Raw genomic sequence first — 18,892 nt, forward strand, 5'->3', positions numbered from 1 at the left:
TGCGCTCAGTATTCCTGTAGCAGCTCGCGGATGGTGTCCCTGAGCTTATTGGTGGAGAAGGGCTTGTCACAGCAGGCGGACACGCCCGCCGCTTCCACCTCGGCCAGGCGGTCGCGGTCGGTCTCGCTGGTGATCATCAGGATGGGGGTGCGTCCCTGTGCGCCGTCCTGGCGGATGTGGCGCGCCAGCTCGCAGCCGTCCATGCCCGGCATGTGGTAGTCGATGATGATCAGCTGGAAGCTGTCGTTGGCCAGCATGGGCAGCGCCTCGGCGCCGCTGGACGCCTCGGTGAAGTGCTCGAAGCCAAGGCGTTCCAGCACGGCGCGCACATGGCGGCGCGAGGTCAGGCTGTCGTCGACGATCAAAATGCTGACATTGGCCAGATCGGTGTCCACCTCCATCGCCAGGCTTTCGGTGTTGATGAAGTCCAGCGCATTGGCCAGCGCCTCATCCAACTGGGCGCTGGTGAACGGCTTGGGCAGGATGCCCAGGCTGCCGGCCTGGCGGATAGGTTCCAGCCGCTCCGGATTGGTTTCGCTGGAAACCAGAATGAAGGGCATGCCGCTCAGGTCAGTGCTCTCGCGCATTTGCTGCAACAGCTGCTGTCCGGTCATGTCCGGCAGATAGTAGGCGCTGATCACCAGGTCGGGGCGCGACTGGCGCGCATGCGACAGCAGTGATTCGCCGTCGGCATGGGTTTCCACCCGGGTAATGCCCATTTCGCCCAGCGCCCTGCTGATGATCTGAGCCTGTACATGCGATGGCTCGGCCAGCGCGATGATCAAATGTTGTACTTCCAGCATGCTTGTTCCCCCGCCTGTCCATTCTCTTTTATAAAGCCGGCCGCCTGTGCCGGCTTCTTGCACGAGTGTCGGTGATTCTCGGCGCGTCTTCAATGGTTCTTATGATGGTTTGGCACGAATTACGTAGTGCGGCAAGTGAAATCTGTCCTGTGTCCGCCGCGGCGGCAAATCTTGCCGGCCAGGTTTGCCGCTGGGCGCTTCTATGCGGCGGGTTTTGATTCGCGTAGATACAAATCAATGGTTTGGCTGTGGTTTTCGTCCTGGCACGGTTTCTGCTTTAGTGCTGTCCCAAGGAGGCTAGCATGCTAGACAAGATTGCCAAACATTTCGACTTTCAGCAGCGGGCGCTGAATTTGCGGGCTTATCGCACCGAGGTGCTGGCCAGCAATATCGCCAACGACGAAACCCCCAACTACAAGGCGGTGGATTTCGATTTCGGCAAGGCGCTGCAGGCGCAGACCGACGCTCAGGGTCGTTTGGCAATGAACCTCACCGATGCCCATCACCTGGCTGGCGCCAGCGGCGGCAACGGCAATGGTGCGGCCTTGCAATACCGCGCGGCGGTGCAGCCCAGCGTCGACGGCAACACCGTGGACATGGACGTGGAGCGCGCGGCCTTCGCCGACAACGCGGTCCGTTTCCAATCCACGCTGACTTTTTTGAGCAAGCGGATCAGCGGATTGAGTTCGGCGATCCAGGGCCAGGGAGGCAATAGCTGATGTCCTTGTCCAATGTGTTTTCCATAGCCGGTTCGGCGATGTCGGCGCAGTCCATGCGCCTGAGCCTGGTGGCCAGCAATATCGCCAACGCCGAAAGTTCGACCAGTTCCACCGGCGAGCCCTACAAGGGCCGCCACGCGGTGTTCACTGCGACTCCGGTGACGGCGGCGCAACCGCAAGTGGCCGGCGTGCGCGTGACCGCGGTGGTCGAGGACCAGACCCCGCCGCGGCTCAAGTACGATCCGGGCAATCCGCTGGCCGACCAGCGCGGCTACGTCACGCTGCCTAACGTGAATCCGGTGGAGGAGATGGCGGACTTGATCGCCGCCTCCCGCGCCTATCAGAACAATGTCGAAATCATGAATACGGCCAAGACCCTGCAGCAGAAAGTGCTGCAGCTGGGCCAGTGAGTGGAGAGGACTAAGCGATGGCTAGCTCAAACCCGTATGACGTACTGAACACCCAGACCCAGGCGAACCCGAACAGCAGCGTCAATGGCGGCAGCAACTCGGGCGTGGTCGGCAGCAGCGCGACGGATATCCAGAATACTTTCCTGAAACTATTCGTCGCCCAGCTGCGCTCGCAGGACCCGATGAACCCGATGGATAACAGCCAGATGACCAGCCAGATGGCGCAAATCAGCCAGGTGGGTGGCATCCAGCAACTGAACCAGTCGATGCAGGCCCTGGTCGGCGCGCAAGCGGCATCGCAGTCGTTGATGGCGTCCAGCATGATAGGCAAGAAAGTCCTGGTGGCCGGCAACGATCTGCCAGTGAACGAGGCGGGCGGCGGCAGCACGGCTGGTGTATTGCTGAACGGGCCGGCGCAAACGGTGAAGATCAGCATCAAGGACGCCAATGGCAATCTGGTGCGCGTGATGAATGTGGCCAAGCCGGTGGCCGGTGTCAACACCTTCACCTGGGATGGCAAGAACGACGCTGGCGAGGCGGTTCCGGTCGGCAAATACACCTTCAGCGCCGATGTGACCCAGGCCAGCGCCAATGGTGGCACCAAGGCAGTGGCTTACAACACCAAGAAGGTGACCGCCGTGGCCTGGGACCAGGGTGTGCCGGAACTGGTGCTGCCGGATGGCACGCGCGCTCAGCTGGGCGATGTGGCGCAAATGACCGCCTGAACCCCGCCGACCTCATTCGACTTCAAGGACTGACATCATGGGCTTTCAACAAGGCTTGAGCGGCTTGAACGCCGCCTCCACCCAGCTGGACACCATAGGCAACAACGTGGCCAACGCCAACACCGTCGGCTTCAAGGGTTCGCGTACCGAATTCGCCGATATGTATGGCAGCTCCCTGTACGGCATCTCCACCACCACGCCGGGTATCGGCGTCAAGGTGGCGGCGGTGACGCAGAACATGAGCAATGGCAATATCACCCCCACCGGCCGCAGCCTGGACCTGGCGATCAATAACGGCGGCTTCTTCACCGTGGCCCAGCCGGACGGCACCCTGGCCTATACCCGCAACGGCCAGTTCCAGGTCAACAACCAGGGCTATGTGGTGAACAACGGCAACTTCCTGCAGGGCTGGCAGGCGGATGCCTCCGGCAACGTCACCCAGGGACCGGTGGGCAAGCTGCAGCTCAATACCAATCTGGTGTCGCCCAAGCCCACCACCCAGGCCACGCTCGGTCTCAACCTGGATTCGCGCAAGGCCTCGCCCACAGTTACGCCGCTGGACCCGACCAATTCGGCGACTTACAACTGGTCGAATACCAATACCGTATACGACTCGCTGGGCAATCCGCACCAGGTGACCATGTACTATATCGCCGGCGCGGCCACCCCCGCCGGGCGGACCTGGACCGCGACCGCCTATGTGGACGGCAATCCGGCCAATAACACGCCGCCCAACAGCAATACCTTCTCCATGGTGTTCGACACCTCTGGCGTGCTGACCACGCCCGGACCGTTCAACGTTAACTTCACCCCGGTGCCGGTAAACGGTTCGGCGGTGCCGCAGACGGTGGCTTTCAAGTTCAACGGCTCCACCCAGACCGGCCAGGACTTCGGCGTGACCACGCCGCCCATCATCGACGGCTTCGCGCCGGGCAGCCTGAAGAGCGTGAATATCTCGGCGTCGGGCATTGTCCAGGCCACTTTCACCAATGGCCAGACCAAGACCATAGGCCAGATCGCCTTGGCCAACTTCATCAATCCGCAGGGTCTGCAGTCCAAGGGTAATAATCTGTGGTCGCAGACTTTCGACTCCGGCTCGGCGTCCTATAACGTGCCGGGCACCGGCAATACCGGCACCATACAGTCCGGCGCGGTGGAGGATTCCAACGTCGACCTGACCTCGGAACTGGTCAATATGATCACCGCGCAGCGCTACTACCAGGCCAATGCGCAGACCATCAAGACCCAGGACACCCTGGTGCAGACCTTGCTGAACATCTGATGAGCTGAGCGCGCGCGATGGATAGAATGCTTTACCTGGCGATGAACGGCGCCAAACACGTGATGTGGCAGCAAGCCACCACCGCCAACAACCTCGCCAATGTGCACACCAACGGTTTCAAGGCCGATGTGGTGGCCTTCCGCGCCTTGCCGGTGGTGGGCGAGGGCGCGCCGACGCGGACCTATGTGGTGGACAACACCGTGGGTCACGACCTCAGCCAGGGCAGCTTGATGCACACCGGCAACACCAGCGATTTCGCCATCGGCTCCAAGGGCTTTTTCGCGGTGCAAGCGCCGGATGGCGGCGAAGCTTACACCCGCGACGGCGGTTATGTGCTGGATGCCACCGGCATGATGCGCACCCGCTCCGGCCTGCCCATCATGGGCGATGGCGGTCCCATCGTGGTGCCCACTGGTTCCCGCATCCAGTTGGGCGCCGATGGCTCGGTGGTGGCGACTCCACAGTCCGGCACGGTGCGCACGCCGCAATTGGTCGGCCAGATCAAGATGGTCAATCCGGGTCCCAAGGAAGTGTACAAGGGCGAGGATGGGTTGTTTCGCATCAACGGCGGCGGCAATGCTGCCGCGGACGCCAATGTCAAGCTAGTGCCGGAAACGCTGGAAGCGAGCAATGTCAACTCGGTGGAGAGCCTGGTGCAGATGATTTCCCATGCGCGCCAGTACGATCTCAATGTCCGGCTGATGCAGACCGCGCAGCAGGGTGACCAACAGGCAGCGCAATTACTGTCCACCAACGGCTGAAAATAATATGCGAGCCGCCACCTGGATTAAGGCAAGGCGGCTCTGGAGACGGGGTAAACAAGCTATGATGCGCGCACTTTATATTGCCAAGACCGGCATGGATTCCAGCCAGTTTCAACTGGATGTGGTATCCAACAACCTGGCCAACGTCAACACCGTGGGCTTCAAGCGCAGCCGCGGCATTTTCGAGGATCTGTACTACCAGACCCTGCGCCAGCCTGGCGCGCAACTGGCCAATGGCAACACCACGCCCACTGGCCTGCAGGTAGGCACCGGTTCGGCTGCGGTGGCCACCGCCCGCATCCACTCCCAGGGCAATCCAAACCAGACCGGCCAGCCGCTGGACATGCAGATTTCCGGTGAGGGTTTCTTCCGCATCCAGTTGCCGGACGGCACCACCGCCTATACCCGCAACGGCGAGTTCAAGCGCAACGCCAATGGCGACGTGGTGAACCCGGACGGTTATCCGCTGAACCCCAATATCAACATCCCCGGTACCGCCAACCAGATCACGGTGTCCACCGGCGGCGTGGTGCAGTACTACCTGCCCAACAATCCGGCGCCGCAAACCGCGGGGACCATCCAGCTGACCACCTTCATCAACCCGCAGGGTCTGGAGAGCGTGGGCAACAACCTGTATCTGCAATCGGCCGCGTCGGGCGACCCGCAGGACGGCGATCCGCAGACCGATATCCGCGGCTCGATCCAATCCGGTTTTCTGGAGGCGTCCAACGTCAATGTCACCGAGGAACTGGTGAATATGATCACCGCGCAGCGCGCGTTCGAGATGAACTCGCGCGCGGTGACCACCGCGGATCAGATGCTGCAGAAGCTGAGCCAGTTGTAATGCAAGAACGGCCGCCGTCTGGCGGCCGATAGCGATGAAAAGACGAGGTGTATCATGAAAGCGATGGCGATGGCGGCCTTGCTGGCCGCATTCTTGAGCGCTTGCGTGACCCAGGAGCCGCCGCTGGTGCAGCAGCCCACCAGCGCGCGGCCGCAGCCGCAGCCGGTCAGCATGCCCAGCAACGGCTCCATTTTCCAGACCGCCAGCTACCGGCCCTTGTTCCAGGACCGCATGCCGGGCTATGTCGGCGACACCCTGACGGTGAACATCCAGGAAAACTCGTCGACCTCGGCGTCGGAGCAGACCACCAATACCCGCACCTCGGGCCTGAACAGCAGCATTAACGCCGGCATGAAAGTGCCTTTCCTGCCCAGCGGCGCGGCCGCGGGTCTCGACGGCGCCAGCTTCGGCGCCACGGGCTCGGCCAATAACACGGGCAAGGGCGACAACAAGGTGGCGACCTCCTTTGTCAGTTCCATCACCGTCACCGTGCTGGAAGTGCTGGCCAATGGCAATCTGGTGGTCAGCGGCGAGAAAGTGGTGCGGGTGAACAGCGACACCGAATCCATCCGCCTGTCCGGCGTGATCAATCCGCGCGACATCGCCGCCGACCGCAGCGTGTCCTCGCTCAAGGTGGCGGATGCCCGCGTCGAGCAACAGACCAAGGGCACTCACCGGCTGTATAACGAACCGGGCTGGCTTGCCAAGTTCTTCATGAGTATATTGCCGATATAACGGATTACCGGCCTGGGCGCCGCCATCTGGCGGGCGCGGCGGGCTGAAAGCGGGCGAGAATATGAAGCGATGGATGTTTGTGGTGCTGTTGGCCTTGGCCGTGTCTCCGGCCATGGCGGCGCAGCGTTTGAAGGACTTGACCAATGTCGGCGGCGTGCGCCCCAACCAGTTGATAGGCTATGGCCTGGTGGTGGGCCTGGACGGCAGCGGTGACAAAGTGACTTCGTCGCCGTTCACCGGCCAGGCGTTGTCCAATATGTTGAATCAGCTGGGGGTGCAAGTGCCGCCCGGCACCAAGCTCGACCCCAAGAATGTCGCCGCAGTCACGCTGACCGCGACGCTGCCGCCGTTCGCGCGGCAGGGGCAGGCGATTGATGTGACCGCTTCGTCGATAGGCGATGCCAAAAGCCTGCGTGGCGGTACATTGTTGCTGTCGCCGCTGAAAGGCGCGGACGGGCAGATCTACGCAATGGCGCAAGGCAATGTGGTGGTCGGCGGCGCCGGCGCGTCGGCGGGCGGCAGTTCGGCCCAGATCAATCAACTCAGTGTCGGTAGAATCCCCTCCGGAGCCACGGTGGAACGCGAAGTGCCGACCGCGCTGGGCTCCGGCGAGTTCGTCAATCTGGAATTGCGTGAGTCCGACTTCACCACCGCCAACCGCGTGGTGCAGGCGATCAACAAATCCTTTGGCCAGGGTACCGCGCGCGCGGTGGACGGCCGGTTGATCGAGGTGCGCGCGCCGTTCGATCCTGATCAGCGCGTGCAGTTTTTGGCCAAGATGGAAAATATTGCCGTCGATCCGGCAGATGTTTCCCCCACCGTCATCATCAATGCTCGCACCGGCTCCATCGTGATGAACCAGGCGGTGACGCTGGCGCCGTGCGCGGTGTCGCATGGCAATCTGACCGTCACCGTCAGCAATACGCCGCAGGTGAGTCAGCCCAATCCGTTGTCCGGCGGCAAGACCACGGTGACCAACCAGGCCGATATCAGCATCAACACCCCGGGCAGCAAGCTGATCAGCCTGCCCAACGGCGCCAATCTGTCACGGGTGGTGGCGGCCTTGAACGCGCTGGGGGCGAATGCCCAGGACCTGATTTCCATCCTGCAGGCGATGAAGTCCGCCGGCGCGTTGAAAGCGGATTTGCAAATCATCTGACGCCGGTTTGGCGGCAGGACCAAAAGACGGCCGCGCGGCCGTCTTTTTTATTCTGGCCCGTATCTTGCTTTTAACGGGATTCCAGGAGCGAGAAATGACGATTCAGTCCCTCAGTGCCGGCGCCGTGAGCGCCAACGATTTGCTAAACCGGCAACTGGCCGTGGATCCCAACCAGTTGAACGATCTGCGCGCGCAGGCGATCAAGGACCCGAAAGGCGCGGCCCGGCAGGTGGCATCGCAATTCGAGGCCTTGATGATGAACACGCTGTTGAAAAGCATGCGCGAAACCAAGTTCGATCCGGAAGGCGAATCCAATAGCCTGAGCACTTATCAAGGCTTGTACGACCAGCAGCTGACCCAGGCGCTGAGCTCCAGCGGCGGCTTTGGCCTGGGCGACATGCTGTATCGGCAAATCGCCAAACAGTCGAATTTCGCTCCGGACGACAAGAGCATGCACACGGTTCACTCGGCGCCCGGCCCGCAACTGGCCGTTCGCGCCCACGGCGGCGGCAAGGCCTTGCTGGCTTACCAAGAGGCGCAACAAGCCGCCGGCGCGGCGCTGGTGCTGACGGCGCCGGCCAGCCCGGCCAAGGCCGAGACGGCAGCAACGGGCAAGGGCGGCAGCCGCGATTTCGCCGCGGCCATGCTGCCGCACGCGCGCAGCGCCGCCGCGCAACTGGGCGTGGCGCCGGAGGCGGTGGTTGCCCATGCCGCGCTGGAAAGCGGTTGGGGCAAGCGTGCGATCCGCCATCCGGACGGCAGCGACAGCCATAATCTGTTCGGCATCAAGGCCAGCGGCGATTGGCAGGGTCGCACGGTCAGCGTGATGACCACCGAATATGAAGGCGGCGTTGCCCAAAAACGGGTGGAGAAATTCCGCGCCTACGGCTCTTATGCCGAGGCCTTCGGCGATTACGCGCGCTTGTTGAAGGATTCTCCGCGCTACAAGGGTGCCTTGAACCAGGGGCAGAATATGTATGGCTTCGCGCATGCGTTGCAGTCGGGCGGCTATGCCACCGACCCGCGCTACGCGCGCAAGCTGGTGGACGTGGCGGCGAGCTTGGCGCAACAGACGGTGCGCAGTTGAGCGGACGCCGGCAGCGAGCGTCGAATCCGGCATCAAGTTTTGACGCGCCGGGCCGATAAAGCAAACAGAGGTGAATCATGGGTTCCAATATTTTCTCGATCGGCGTGAGCGGGCTGAACGCGGCGCAGACGGCTTTGGCGGTAACCGGCAACAATATCGCCAACGTCTCCACGCCCGGTTACAACGTCCAGTATGTCACCCAGGCCGGCCGCTCGCCGCAATACCAGGGCTTCGGCTTCCTGGGGCAGGGCGTGGACATCACCAATGTGCTGCGTACCTACGACAAATTCCTGTCCGGCCAGGTGCAAACCGCGCAGACCAATAGCAGCTATTACGATACCCAGGTCAAGCAGCTCAATCAGATCAATAATCTGATGGCGTCCACCGATGTTTCCATCATCCCGGCCTTGCAGGATTTCTACGGCGCGATGCAGACACTGTCGCAGCAGCCGGACTCGATTCCCAGCCGGCAGACCGTGCTGAACATGGCCCAGGCGCTGAGCACCAAGTTCGCCACCGTGGACGGGCAGCTGCAGCAGATGCAGACCGGCGCCAACGGCCAGATCAAGAGCACGGTGGACAGCATCAATTCGCTGGCCTCGCAGATCGCCAGCCTCAATACCCAGATCGCCGCGCTGACCGGCGGCAACCAATTGGGTTCGCAGCCGAACACGCTGATGGATCAGCGCGACCAGGCGATGCTGGAATTGAACAAGCTGGTCAGCGCCAAGGCGGTGCCGCAGTCCGACGGCACTTACACGGTGTATATCGGCAATGGCCAGACCCTGGTCACCAATGCCCAGACCAATACCCTGGCCACCCAGCCCTTGCCCACGGATCCGAATACCCTGCAACTGGTGTTCAACAATCCCAATGGCACGGTGACGGCGATCCCGAACAGCCTGATCACCGGCGGCCAATTGGGCGGCCTGCTGAATTTCCGCGATGGCCCGCTGTTGCAGGCGCGTCAGCAACTGGGCACGCTGGCGATCAATTTCGCCGCCACGGTCAATTACCAGAACCAGTTGGGGGTGGACAACGGCGGCGTGGCGGGGCAGCCCATTTTCAATGATCTGTCCAGTTATGCTTCCAATCCGCAAAACGCGGCCAGCAATCTGCAAGTGCTGATGACCGATCCGAATAAGCTGGCCACCGCGTCGAATATGGTGTCCACCGGCGGGGCCGGCGGCAGCGGCGTGACCATGAGCGGCGTCTGGGCCTCTTTGCCAGGCGGTTATAGCGGCAGCATCAACTCGGTGCCGCCGGTGTTTCCCAGCAGCACGACGCATCCATCGGTCGGCATGACCGGCATGACCATCACCGCCACCGGCAGCCCGGCGACGATGACGGCCACCATTACCGGCCCCAATGGCGGCGGCCCTTACAATGTGGTGCCATTGGGCGGCAGCGTCAGCAACGGCTTCAAATTGCAGACCACGGCGGTGCCGCCGGTGGATGTCGGCATCAGTTTCCAATTATCCGGCGCGCCGGCCAATGGTCAGACCTTCACCGTGGGGCCCGCGCCGGCCGGCACCAAGCCGCCGCCGGGCGACAACTCCAATCTGCGCGAATTATTGGCGCAGCAGAACCTCAAGCTGATGGGCAACCAGTCCTATGGTTCTTATTACTCGACGCTGGTGGCCTCGGTGGGCAACCAGACCAATACCGCTCAATTGCAGTCGGCGGCGATGAAGACCAATCTGAAGCAAGCCAGCGAAAGCCTGTCCAATACTTCCGGCGTCAGCCTGGACCAGGAAGCGGCCAATCTGATCAAGTACCAACAGTCCTATCAGGCATGCAGCAAGGTGATTCAAGTGGCGCAAACCACCTTCTCCAGCATTCTGAATCTGATGGGTTAAGGAGAGAGTGATGCGAATCAGCTCCAACACCATTTACCAGTCCGGCTTGAATAATATGCAGGATCTGCAGGCGAGCATTTACAAGCTCACCATGCAGATCGACAACCAGCAGCGGGTGGTGACGCCGGCCGACGACCCGGTGGCCGCGGCGCGCATCCTGCTGCTCAACCAGTCGCAGGGCCAGAACAGTCAGTACATCACTAATACCCAGGCGGTGAGTTCCTGGCTGTCGCTGTCGGAAACCGCGGTCAAGAGCTCCTCTGACCTGATGGCCAGCATGAAGAGTCTGGCGATCTCCGCCGGCAGCGGCGCGCTGAGCTCGACCGAATTGCAGGCGATCCAGAAGCAGTTGCAGGAAGGCATCACCGAGTTGACGACATACGCCAACTCCACCGACGGCCGCGGCAACTACCTGTTCAGCGGCAACAAGACCGACACGGTGCCCTATGTGGTGAGCCTGTCGGCGGTGCCGCCAGCCACGTATCAGGGCGATACCGGCCAGCGCAGCGTGCAGATCAGCGCCTCGCAGCAGATGACGATTTCCGACCCTGGCAGCACCGTGTTCGGCACGCCGGGGGGCAGCGCCACCGCCGCCTTCGACGCCTTGCTGCAACTGAATACCCTGCTGGGCCAGAATCCGAAGCCGGCCAACTTCGGCACCCAGCTGAACAGCGCGATCAACGCCATCGACTCGGCGCAACAGCAGTTCTCTCTGTCGCTGGCATCCATCGGCGCCCGCGGCCAGCAGAACGATAATATGCAGAATGTCGGCGGCAGCCTGAAATTGCAGTACGCCAGCAGCATCGGTGATTTGCAGGATCTGGACATGCCGCAGGCGATTTCGGATTTCACCTTGGCGCAGACCTCGCTGAAGTACAGCCAGCTGACTTACAACAAGGTGACTCAGCTGTCGCTGTTCAACTACATCTCTTGAGCCGGCATTCGCCGGAAACGACAAAGGCCGCGTCAGCGGCCTTTGCTATTTGCGCTTGGCGGATTCAGCCGTAGACATCCACCTGGCTGACCCGGCCGGCCTTGCCGTCCTCGGTCAGATAAACGCCGGAGCGGCGGACATCGGCCTGGGATTGGTTGTTGGCGTCCTTGATGCTGAACGGCGTGTCCACGCTGGGCAGCAGGATGGCGCCAATGCCCAGCTCCTTCAGCCCCATCAGTTGATCCTTGTCGCCATCGCGGCCGGACCACAGCTTCAATTGGGCGAAAGCCGGGTCGCCGTCATCCAGCACTCCGTCGCCATTGCTGTCCAGCTTGGCCAGGTCGGCGAAGCCATTGCCGGACTGAGTGCCGAACAACTCGCTGCCGTCGTTGATCTTGCCGTCGCCGTTGCGGTCCAGCGCCAGCCAGCCGCCATGATCGATAAACGGCAGCTGTGTTTTCTGGCCATTGCTTTGCAGGTCGAAGCTGACGCTGGCACCGCTGAAGCTGCCGGCTTCATCGCCCAGCGTCAGCATCAGCGGGTCGGTGGGACTGCCGCCGCTGCCGTACTGCAAGCTGCTGCTGCTGTGGTATTCGAAGCTGCGGCTCATCTGCACGTCCAGCGAGAAATTGAATTCGCGGCCGTCCTGGGTCTTGATCGAACCCTTGGCCGAGAAACCCATGCTTTCGCTTTCCTTGTAATCGTAGCTTTGCTGGATCGAGCCGCCGAAGCGCGGCAGCGCGCTGGCGGGCTGCGCATTGGGGGACGCGGCGGCGCTGTTGGAGTTGCCGCTGTTGCCGTCGTCTTTTTGCAAGGTGCCGTCGACTACCTTGAATTTGACGCCCAGCACTTTCTCCAGGATATCCTTGATCAAGCCCAGCATCGGCGTCATGCCGTCGGCCAGCTGTTGATCCTTGGCGCTGGCGTTGACACCGCCGGGGCTGAGGCTGACATCGGAGGAGGGTGAGGCCGGCGCGGAAGCGGCCGGCTGCTGGCTCCAGGAACTGATTTTTTGCTGAACGCTGATGCTTTGGCTGAAACTGTATTGGCTGCTCATCGACAGCGCCATGGACGCGACTCGCATTGCAGGCTCCAGGATTTGGAAGTATCGGTAAACCGATATCGGCAATGGGAGCGCAAACTTGATGGTGTGAAAACACCTAGCCGGCTTGGCGCCGGCTCAGTTGCGCGCCGGCTGGATGCTCAGCGTTTCCAGGCGGTCTATCTTCATGATCTCGCGCGACAGATCGACGACATTGATCAGGTCGCGCCGGTTTTGCGCCGACACCAGAAAGCTCCACTCGGTGGCGTCCGGCCCTGCGTTCAGCGCGATGCTGTCCTCATGCAGTCGCACGCCAAGTTCCAGCAGGCCGGCGCTCAAGGCCTGCACCGTCCATTGCTGTTCCGGTTTGAAGCGGATGACGATGAACAGGCTGAAATGGCGCGGCAGCCGGCTTTCCACCTGATTGACCGACAGCATGCACAGCACGCACAGCAGGGTGATGGCGATGGCGGCGGCGTAAAAGCCGACCCCGACCAGGATGCCGATGACCGAGGACATCCAGATCGACGCGGCCGAGGTGAGGCCGCTGATCGACAGGCCTTCCTTCATGATCATGCCGGCACCCAGAAAGCCGACGCCGGTCAGCACGCCCTGGGCGACCCGGGTCATGTCGCCATGCGTGATGTCGGGATGCTGGCCGCCATACCAGTAGCCGGAATAGCCGATGATGCTGATCGCGGCGGCGGAGGCCATGGCCACCAGGCCGTAGGTGCGCATGCCGGCGGCGCGGCCGTTGTACCAGCGCTCGTAGCCCACCACGCAGCCCAGCAGCAGGCCGCCCAGCAGGTTCAGCGTGATCAACAGATTGACTTCCCACTTGGGGGTGGACCAGTACTGGCCAATCAGATCGGTGAACGAAATATCCATGAATGCTCCATAGGCGCTAGGGCCGGTGTGCCGACGATAGCAAGTTGCTTTGGCGCGCGCCACCGCCGCTTCAGCGCGGCAGCCATTCGGCGGCGTGGCTGCCCAGCGGCATCGAAGGCAGCGTCCAATGCGCCGGCGTCAAGGACAGCTGGGCCGCGTGGCGCACGGCGCGCAAGGCGCCGAAGCCGGACGCATAATCGTCCAGCCAGGGCGCGATCTGTTCCAGGCCGGGGTCCGCCACGGCGCAGCCGGCGTGGTCCGTGCCGAGCTGGCGCAGCCAGTGTCCCGTTTGCGCCAGCGAAACCCGCACCTGCCAGCTGCCGCCTTCTTGCGCTTGGCGAGAGAGCGCGGCGATGACGCCAAAAGCCAGCAGATAGCCGGCGGCATGGTCCAGCGCCTGGGCCGGCAGCGCGCGCGGCTGCACGCCGCCGAAAGCCGCCGCCTCCGCGTGATTGAAGCCGCTGGCGGTCTGCACCAGTGAATCAAAGCCGCGCCGTTCGGCCCAGGGGCCGGCGTGGCCATAAGCGGACAGCGAGGCGTAGACGATGCCCGGGCGCAGACGCGCGGCCTGCTCCGGGCCGAAACCGAGCGCGGCGAGGCCGCCGGGCCGGTAGCCCTGGATGAAGACATCGGCTTCGCTCAGCAAGCGCCGCAGCTGTTCGCCATCGACGGCCTGACGCAAGTCCAGCTCGGCATTGCGCTTGCCGCGGTCGGTGTCGATGTCCAGCGGTAGGATGGAGGGCAGCAGCGGCGAAATGACGCGCAACACATCGGCGCCGTGAGCGGCCAGCATCCGCCCACCCACCGGGCCGGCGATGATGCGGGTCAGGTCCAACGCGCGTATGCCCTGCAAGGGCCGGGCCAGCGCTGGCGCATCGCCGATGCGCTCTATGCTGAGCAAGGGCAGCGCGGCGACGGCCTGCCCCTGCGGATGGCGGTCCCATTCGTCGAAACTGCGCATCGCCGTGGCGACCAGGCCGCGCTCGGCGGCAGCCTGCTCGAACTCGAAAGCCTGCCAGCCTTGCAAGGCGGCGGCCACGCTGTCCTTGTCGTGGCGGCAGTCCAGCAGCCGTAGAATGCCGTCGCGATGGTGGGGAAAGTTGGTGTGGATGCGCACCCAGCGGCCGTCGCCGCAAGGATAGGGGCCGGCGATGGCGTCCCACAGTTCGGGAGCCGGCGCGCCGTCGACGCGCAGATAGCGTTCGCTGCGGAATTCGGCGGCGGCGTGGGCGAGCTCGACCGAGACCGTCTGCGCCGCGCCGCCGCGCTGGCGCCAGAACTCGGCCGCCATCAGCGCGCTGGCGGCAATGCTGGCCTGGGCCAAGGCGCCGATGGCAAAAGAGGAGGGCAGCGGCGCCGCGCCCGCCGGCAGCTGAGCACGCTCCAGCGCGGAGGGATCGAGGGCGGCGGCGGCCCAGAGCTGGGCCAGGGCCTGTTGGCCGTTCAGTGTGGTCATGGCGGTGTGGCGGCAGTGTTTATGACGTTGATCTTTCAACAGCCAGCGCCCATGCGTCAAGCAATGTGATTTTTCACATCGCTCCCGCATTTAAGTTTGCCGCGCGGCGGCCGCCTTGTGAGGGTGACGGCAGCGATGCCGGACCAACCAACCTGACTTCTGGAGCAAAAGCTATGCTGAGCCTGCACACCAATATCGCCGCACTGAACACCAAGTCCAACCTGACCGGCACCCAAACCGCGCTGTCCACCTCGATGACCCGTCTGGGCACCGGCTTCCGCATCAACTCCGCAATGGACGACGCCGCTGGCCTGCAGATCGCCACCCGTCTGGACGCGCAAAGCCGCGGCATGCAAGTTGCGATGAAGAATGCCCAGAACGGCATCTCCATGCTGCAAACCGCCGAAGGCGCGCTGAACGAAGTGTCCAACATCCTGCAGCGCATGAAGGACCTGTCCACCGAAGGCGCCAACGCCACCTCCACCAAGGCCGACAAGAGCGCGATGCAGTCCGAATTCGCCGAACTGGGCAAGGAACTGACCAACATCATGAAGAACACTTCCTTCGGCGGTGAAAAACTGCTGCAAGGCGGCAAGCTGACCGAAGAGATGAAGTTCCAGATCGGCGCGTCGGCCGACGAATCCATGACGGTGAACATGAAGGATGGCATGACCGCGTTGAACAATGCGCTGGGCAGCGTTTCCAAGACCTTCTTCAAGGATGACAAGGCCGGCACTGACTACACAGCTGCAGTCAAGACCGCTACCGATGCGATGCCGGCTCTGGTCAAGGCGACCGATGATGCCAAAACCGCTTACGACGCGGCCCCGACCGATGACACCAAGAAAGCCGCTTACGAGACCGCGCTGAAGGCTCAGCAAGACGGCCAAGCCGCTCTGGACAAGGTAGCCAAGGGCGATGAAATCGGCAAAGCCGACACCATCAACACCATCCAGGCCGCTCTGGATTCGGTAGGTTCGGTTCGCTCCTCCCTGGGCGCCAACGCCAACCGTCTGGACCACGTGAACAACAACCTGGCCAACGTCAACAACAACACCCTGGCCGCCAAGGGTCGTATCATGGATACCGACTACGCCAACGAAAGCGCCAGCATGACCTCCAAGCAAATGCTGATGCAAGCCGGCACCTCCATGCTGAAGCAAAGCGGCAGCATGAGCAGCCTGGCCATGTCCCTGCTGCAGTAATAACGATTCGGCGTCGATCCGGCGCGAATCCGAAGCCAGCTGCGTATGCGGCTGGCTTTTTTGCGTCGTGAGTCTGGATTCTGTTGAAGGAGCAGGGCCATTTCAATCCAAGCGATTACCGCGGCGACGCCGGTCACGCCGAGCGCGCCTCTCTCGTCGGGCGCGCAGCCGGGCGCGGAACTGACGCCGGGCCGGCAATGGCAGGCGGTGCTGAGCCGAGCGGCCGACGGCCGGCCACTGTTGAGCGGCGACGGCATCCAGTTGGCGTTGCCGGCCTGGCCGCCTGGCGCGGCCGAGCTGAGCCCCGGCACGGTGCTGAAAGTGCTGGTGCTGGCCACCCAGCCGCGGCTGCAGTTGTCGCTGCAGTTGGAGCGTCAGGGGGCGGAGCCTGAGGGCGAAACGCCGGCGCGCGCATGGCAGCTGGAGCAGGCAGCCATGCCCAGGCTGGCGAAGCCGCTGCCGGCCGCCGCTGAATTGGCCCAGGCCTGGCGGCAGGCCTTGCTGGGGCGGTTGACGCAGGCGGCGGCGCAATTCCAGCAGGCTGGCGGCAGCCATCTGCCTGGAGCCTTGCTGCAACAATTGCCGGAACTGGCCTTGGCGGGGGTGCGCAATGCCGCCGGCGAGCCGCCCTTGCCGATGACGCTGCCGTTTTGGCTGTGGGGCGGCCCGGCGCTGACGCTGAGCGTGGAGGATGCGCTGGAGCGGGAGCCGGGATCGGAGCAGGATGATCTTGACCTTGTGTTGTGGCTGACCGCGCCGGGCATAGGCGCGTTTTGCCTGCGCGTTCGGAGCGTGGCGGATGGGGTGGCGCTGGCGTTTGCGGCGCCGGCCGAGGCGTGCGTGGCCTTGCGCCAGCGGTTGCCCGAGATTGTCGAAGCGGTTGCGCGCGGCGGCGGCACGCTGCGCGGCTGCCTGATTGGCGAACGGATGCCGTGGCGCGGCCTGGCCATCAGCCGCCATGGCGCCACCGGTCTGCAGGCGCAGCGTTTGTCGCCGCTGCTGTTCGCGGTGGCGGCGGAAGTGGTCGGCCAACTGCTGGCCGAAGCGGGCGGCGCGACCGCTCCGGCCCGTGGCGGCGGTGGTCTATAGTGTCTGCATGATTCGACTGTTCGCGCTGCTACTGTGCCTGACCGGCTTGGTTCTGGCCGCAGGCAAGCCTGCGCCGGCCAGGCCGGCCGATCCCGCGCGGGAATGGACCGAGTGGGACGGCCCGCTGCACGGGCCGGCGGCGCAAACCGGCCGCGAGGTGTGGTTTCTGGCATCGGACCTGCGCAATGGCGGCGTGGTCGGCGTTTACCGCGGGCTGGAAGAGGCCGGCCGCTTGCTGGACTGGCGGCTGACGCTGTTGGACGGGCAGGGGCGGCAGGACTCGCTGCGCGGCTTTCTAGAACGCGCCGCGCGCGAACACCCCGCCGCGGTGGCGTTGGGTGGTTTCGACGCCAAGGAATTCAAACCGCAGATCCAGCGCCTGCTCGCCGCCGGCGTGGTGGTGGTGGGCTGGCATGCCGGCGACAAGCCGGGGCCGGCACCGGGCCTATTGTTCACCAATATCTCCACCGATCCGCTGGCCGCCGCCCAGGCGGCGGCCGATTATGTCATCGCCAGCCGCAGCGGCCCGATAGGCGTGGTGCTGTTCACCGACAGCCGCTTCGCCATCGCCAGCGCCAAGACCAGGCAAGCGCAGCGCCAATTGCAGGCATGCCGACGCTGCAAGGTGCTGGCGGTGGAGGATATTTCCCTAGCGCGGGTGCAGCAGCTGTTGCCGGCGCGGGTGAGCGCGCTGTACCAGCGTTATGGCGCCAGCTGGACCCATAGCATAGGCATCAATGATCTGTATTACGACTCCATAGGCTATCCACTGGGACGGCTGCACGCGGAGGTGGCCAATGTGTCGCTGGGCGACGGCTCCTTCACCGCGATGCGGCGCATCCGCGCGGGCTTGATGCAGGTCGCGACCATCGCCGAGCCCTTGCATCTGCATGGCTGGCAACTGGCCGACGAACTGAACCGCGCGTTTGCCGGCCGGCCGCCCAGCCTCTATGTCACCCAGCCGCATCTGCTGACCAGGCCGACGATACGCGAGGTCTATTTGAGCATCGGCTACGATCCGGCCAATGGCTATCGCAACGCCTATGCCGCCATCTGGTTTCCCCGCCATTGATTTGCCCGTCCGCGCGTGTTTAACTGGCGCTCACCCAATTTGATGCCGATTTCATGACCGTCACGATGTCCCCGCAAGTTCTGAGCCATTTGCTGCTGGGTTCCCTGTTGTTGCCGCCGCTCAATCTGCTGCTGCTGATGCTGTTTGGGCTGGGCCTGCGCCGCCGTTGGCCGCGCTTGGGCGGCGCCCTGTTGGCCCTGGGCATGGCGGGCCTGTATGCCTTGAGCACACCGATGCTGGCGATGTGGCTGAACCGGGGCCTGGAAGTCTACCCGGCGCTGGACGCCGGGCAATTGGCGCGCGTGGACGCCATCGTGGTGCTGTCCGGCGGCAAGAAGCCGGCGCCGGAATATGGAGGCATGGAACCGGGAGCGGACTCGCTGGCGCGGCTGCGCTATGGCGCGCGGCTGGCGCGCCAAAGCGGCAAGCCCTTATTGCTGAGCGGCGGCGCGCCGCAGGGCGGGGAGGCCGAGGCCGCGGTGATGGCGCGGGTGTTGCGCCAGGATTACGGGCTGTCGCCGCGCTGGGTGGAAACGCGCTCCGACACCACGCTGGAAAATGCCCGCTATGCGGCGGCGATGTTGCGCGCTGACGGAGTAGAGCGGATTGCGCTGGTCAGCCAGGGCTGGCATTTGCGGCGCGCATTGCCGATGTTCCAGCGGCAAGGGCTGGAAGTGAGCGCCGCGCCCACCGGTTTCATCCGCTACGACGGCGGCGGCATCGCGTGGTATCTGCCCAGTGGACGGGCGATGCAGGAGAGCCATTCCGCCTTGCGCGAGTGGCTGGGCATATTGTTCTACCGTTTGAAAGGGGAGTAAG

General features: G+C 63.6%; 19 protein-coding genes. 15 read left to right on the plus strand and 4 right to left on the minus strand.

The features are described 5' to 3' along the window. Window positions 1–5: 5 nt before the first annotated feature. Entirely contained in the window at window positions 6–803 is a 798-nt protein-coding gene (locus tag ACE3QM_RS07015) for a response regulator (RefSeq protein ID WP_231461452.1), read from the minus strand. Between the two features lie 302 nt (window positions 804–1,105). On the opposite strand from ACE3QM_RS07015, the gene flgB reads away from it, so the two are divergent. The 11 genes from flgB to flgL all read left to right on the plus strand — a co-directional run bounded on the left by flgB (window position 1,106) and on the right by flgL (window position 11,321). Continuing rightward, window positions 1,106–1,522 carry a flagellar basal body rod protein FlgB gene (flgB, locus tag ACE3QM_RS07020; protein WP_048410254.1) on the plus strand — a complete coding sequence of 139 codons (417 nt, stop codon included), beginning with the start codon at window positions 1,106–1,108 and terminating at the stop codon, window positions 1,520–1,522. Further along, window positions 1,522–1,932, plus strand: coding sequence for a flagellar basal body rod protein FlgC (gene flgC / locus ACE3QM_RS07025; RefSeq protein WP_048410255.1), 411 nt, complete (start codon window positions 1,522–1,524; stop codon window positions 1,930–1,932). Before flgB ends, flgC begins: the two co-directional genes overlap by 1 nt. A gap of 17 nt (window positions 1,933–1,949) precedes the next feature. Next, window positions 1,950–2,657, plus strand: coding sequence for a flagellar hook assembly protein FlgD (locus tag ACE3QM_RS07030; protein ID WP_048410256.1), 708 nt, complete (start codon window positions 1,950–1,952; stop codon window positions 2,655–2,657). A gap of 37 nt (window positions 2,658–2,694) precedes the next feature. After that, window positions 2,695–3,939 (plus strand): flagellar hook protein FlgE, encoded by a 1,245-nt coding sequence (gene flgE, locus ACE3QM_RS07035; protein WP_048410257.1) that lies wholly within the window; start codon window positions 2,695–2,697, stop codon window positions 3,937–3,939. A gap of 17 nt (window positions 3,940–3,956) precedes the next feature. Continuing rightward, window positions 3,957–4,700, plus strand: a complete 744-nt coding sequence (locus ACE3QM_RS07040) for a flagellar basal body rod protein FlgF (RefSeq protein ID WP_048410258.1) — start codon at window positions 3,957–3,959, stop codon at window positions 4,698–4,700. A gap of 64 nt (window positions 4,701–4,764) precedes the next feature. Next, on the plus strand, window positions 4,765–5,547 hold the full coding sequence (gene flgG, locus ACE3QM_RS07045) for a flagellar basal-body rod protein FlgG (RefSeq protein ID WP_048410259.1): 783 nt from the start codon (window positions 4,765–4,767) through the stop codon (window positions 5,545–5,547). Between the two features lie 54 nt (window positions 5,548–5,601). Beyond that, window positions 5,602–6,282 (plus strand): flagellar basal body L-ring protein FlgH, encoded by a 681-nt coding sequence (locus ACE3QM_RS07050; RefSeq protein ID WP_231461455.1) that lies wholly within the window; start codon window positions 5,602–5,604, stop codon window positions 6,280–6,282. A gap of 61 nt (window positions 6,283–6,343) precedes the next feature. After that, complete coding sequence (locus tag ACE3QM_RS07055; protein WP_231461456.1) at window positions 6,344–7,441, plus strand: flagellar basal body P-ring protein FlgI; 1,098 nt, start codon at window positions 6,344–6,346, stop codon at window positions 7,439–7,441. A gap of 94 nt (window positions 7,442–7,535) precedes the next feature. After that, complete coding sequence (flgJ, locus tag ACE3QM_RS07060; RefSeq protein ID WP_374421165.1) at window positions 7,536–8,528, plus strand: flagellar assembly peptidoglycan hydrolase FlgJ; 993 nt, start codon at window positions 7,536–7,538, stop codon at window positions 8,526–8,528. A 77-nt stretch (window positions 8,529–8,605) separates the two neighbouring features. Beyond that, the gene (flgK, locus tag ACE3QM_RS07065) at window positions 8,606–10,387 is read left to right on the plus strand and encodes a flagellar hook-associated protein FlgK (RefSeq protein WP_374421166.1); all 1,782 of its coding nucleotides are present in this window, start codon (window positions 8,606–8,608) and stop codon (window positions 10,385–10,387) included. A gap of 10 nt (window positions 10,388–10,397) precedes the next feature. After that, window positions 10,398–11,321, plus strand: a complete 924-nt coding sequence (flgL, locus tag ACE3QM_RS07070) for a flagellar hook-associated protein FlgL (RefSeq protein WP_374421168.1) — start codon at window positions 10,398–10,400, stop codon at window positions 11,319–11,321. Window positions 11,322–11,385: 64 nt separating this feature from the next. Here the strand turns inward: flgL and ACE3QM_RS07075 are convergent, their stop codons facing one another. The 3 genes from ACE3QM_RS07075 to ACE3QM_RS07085 all read right to left on the minus strand — a co-directional run bounded on the left by ACE3QM_RS07075 (window position 11,386) and on the right by ACE3QM_RS07085 (window position 14,707). Continuing rightward, entirely contained in the window at window positions 11,386–12,405 is a 1,020-nt protein-coding gene (locus tag ACE3QM_RS07075; protein ID WP_374421170.1) for a hypothetical protein, read from the minus strand. 96 nt (window positions 12,406–12,501) lie between these two features. Continuing rightward, complete coding sequence (locus tag ACE3QM_RS07080; RefSeq protein WP_048410265.1) at window positions 12,502–13,251, minus strand: MgtC/SapB family protein; 750 nt, start codon at window positions 13,249–13,251, stop codon at window positions 12,502–12,504. A 70-nt stretch (window positions 13,252–13,321) separates the two neighbouring features. Beyond that, window positions 13,322–14,707, minus strand: coding sequence for a CoA transferase (locus tag ACE3QM_RS07085; protein ID WP_374421172.1), 1,386 nt, complete (start codon window positions 14,705–14,707; stop codon window positions 13,322–13,324). Window positions 14,708–14,880: 173 nt separating this feature from the next. On the opposite strand from ACE3QM_RS07085, the gene ACE3QM_RS07090 reads away from it, so the two are divergent. The 4 genes from ACE3QM_RS07090 to ACE3QM_RS07105 all read left to right on the plus strand — a co-directional run bounded on the left by ACE3QM_RS07090 (window position 14,881) and on the right by ACE3QM_RS07105 (window position 18,891). Next, window positions 14,881–15,912 (plus strand): flagellin, encoded by a 1,032-nt coding sequence (locus ACE3QM_RS07090; protein ID WP_374421174.1) that lies wholly within the window; start codon window positions 14,881–14,883, stop codon window positions 15,910–15,912. Window positions 15,913–16,119: 207 nt separating this feature from the next. Next, the gene (locus tag ACE3QM_RS07095) at window positions 16,120–17,001 is read left to right on the plus strand and encodes a hypothetical protein (RefSeq protein WP_374421175.1); all 882 of its coding nucleotides are present in this window, start codon (window positions 16,120–16,122) and stop codon (window positions 16,999–17,001) included. A gap of 7 nt (window positions 17,002–17,008) precedes the next feature. Continuing rightward, window positions 17,009–18,073, plus strand: coding sequence for a substrate-binding domain-containing protein (locus tag ACE3QM_RS07100; protein WP_374421177.1), 1,065 nt, complete (start codon window positions 17,009–17,011; stop codon window positions 18,071–18,073). A 65-nt stretch (window positions 18,074–18,138) separates the two neighbouring features. Next, window positions 18,139–18,891 carry a YdcF family protein gene (locus ACE3QM_RS07105; RefSeq protein ID WP_374421179.1) on the plus strand — a complete coding sequence of 251 codons (753 nt, stop codon included), beginning with the start codon at window positions 18,139–18,141 and terminating at the stop codon, window positions 18,889–18,891. The last annotated feature ends 1 nt before the right edge of the window (window position 18,892 follow it).

Origin of the sequence: Chromobacterium sp., from assembly GCF_041912965.1 — a bacterium.
In the GTDB taxonomy this organism is placed as follows: Bacteria; Pseudomonadota; Gammaproteobacteria; order Burkholderiales; family Chromobacteriaceae; genus Chromobacterium; species Chromobacterium aquaticum.

What these genes read in the sequence shown, in the direction of transcription:
- ACE3QM_RS07085 (WP_374421172.1), bottom strand. Translation starts at nt 14,707, where the DNA reads ATGACCACACTGAACGGCCAACAGGCCCTGGCCCAGCTCTGGGCCGCC.
- ACE3QM_RS07105 (WP_374421179.1), top strand. Translation starts at nt 18,139, where the DNA reads ATGTCCCCGCAAGTTCTGAGCCATTTGCTGCTGGGTTCCCTGTTGTTG.
- flgK (WP_374421166.1), top strand. Translation starts at nt 8,606, where the DNA reads ATGGGTTCCAATATTTTCTCGATCGGCGTGAGCGGGCTGAACGCGGCG.
- flgG (WP_048410259.1), top strand. Translation starts at nt 4,765, where the DNA reads ATGATGCGCGCACTTTATATTGCCAAGACCGGCATGGATTCCAGCCAG.
- ACE3QM_RS07055 (WP_231461456.1), top strand. Translation starts at nt 6,344, where the DNA reads ATGAAGCGATGGATGTTTGTGGTGCTGTTGGCCTTGGCCGTGTCTCCG.
- flgB (WP_048410254.1), top strand. Translation starts at nt 1,106, where the DNA reads ATGCTAGACAAGATTGCCAAACATTTCGACTTTCAGCAGCGGGCGCTG.
- ACE3QM_RS07080 (WP_048410265.1), bottom strand. Translation starts at nt 13,251, where the DNA reads ATGGATATTTCGTTCACCGATCTGATTGGCCAGTACTGGTCCACCCCC.
- ACE3QM_RS07090 (WP_374421174.1), top strand. Translation starts at nt 14,881, where the DNA reads ATGCTGAGCCTGCACACCAATATCGCCGCACTGAACACCAAGTCCAAC.
- flgC (WP_048410255.1), top strand. Translation starts at nt 1,522, where the DNA reads ATGTCCTTGTCCAATGTGTTTTCCATAGCCGGTTCGGCGATGTCGGCG.
- ACE3QM_RS07030 (WP_048410256.1), top strand. Translation starts at nt 1,950, where the DNA reads ATGGCTAGCTCAAACCCGTATGACGTACTGAACACCCAGACCCAGGCG.
- flgL (WP_374421168.1), top strand. Translation starts at nt 10,398, where the DNA reads ATGCGAATCAGCTCCAACACCATTTACCAGTCCGGCTTGAATAATATG.
- flgE (WP_048410257.1), top strand. Translation starts at nt 2,695, where the DNA reads ATGGGCTTTCAACAAGGCTTGAGCGGCTTGAACGCCGCCTCCACCCAG.
- ACE3QM_RS07075 (WP_374421170.1), bottom strand. Translation starts at nt 12,405, where the DNA reads ATGCGAGTCGCGTCCATGGCGCTGTCGATGAGCAGCCAATACAGTTTC.
- flgJ (WP_374421165.1), top strand. Translation starts at nt 7,536, where the DNA reads ATGACGATTCAGTCCCTCAGTGCCGGCGCCGTGAGCGCCAACGATTTG.
- ACE3QM_RS07100 (WP_374421177.1), top strand. Translation starts at nt 17,009, where the DNA reads ATGATTCGACTGTTCGCGCTGCTACTGTGCCTGACCGGCTTGGTTCTG.
- ACE3QM_RS07050 (WP_231461455.1), top strand. Translation starts at nt 5,602, where the DNA reads ATGAAAGCGATGGCGATGGCGGCCTTGCTGGCCGCATTCTTGAGCGCT.
- ACE3QM_RS07040 (WP_048410258.1), top strand. Translation starts at nt 3,957, where the DNA reads ATGGATAGAATGCTTTACCTGGCGATGAACGGCGCCAAACACGTGATG.
- ACE3QM_RS07015 (WP_231461452.1), bottom strand. Translation starts at nt 803, where the DNA reads ATGCTGGAAGTACAACATTTGATCATCGCGCTGGCCGAGCCATCGCAT.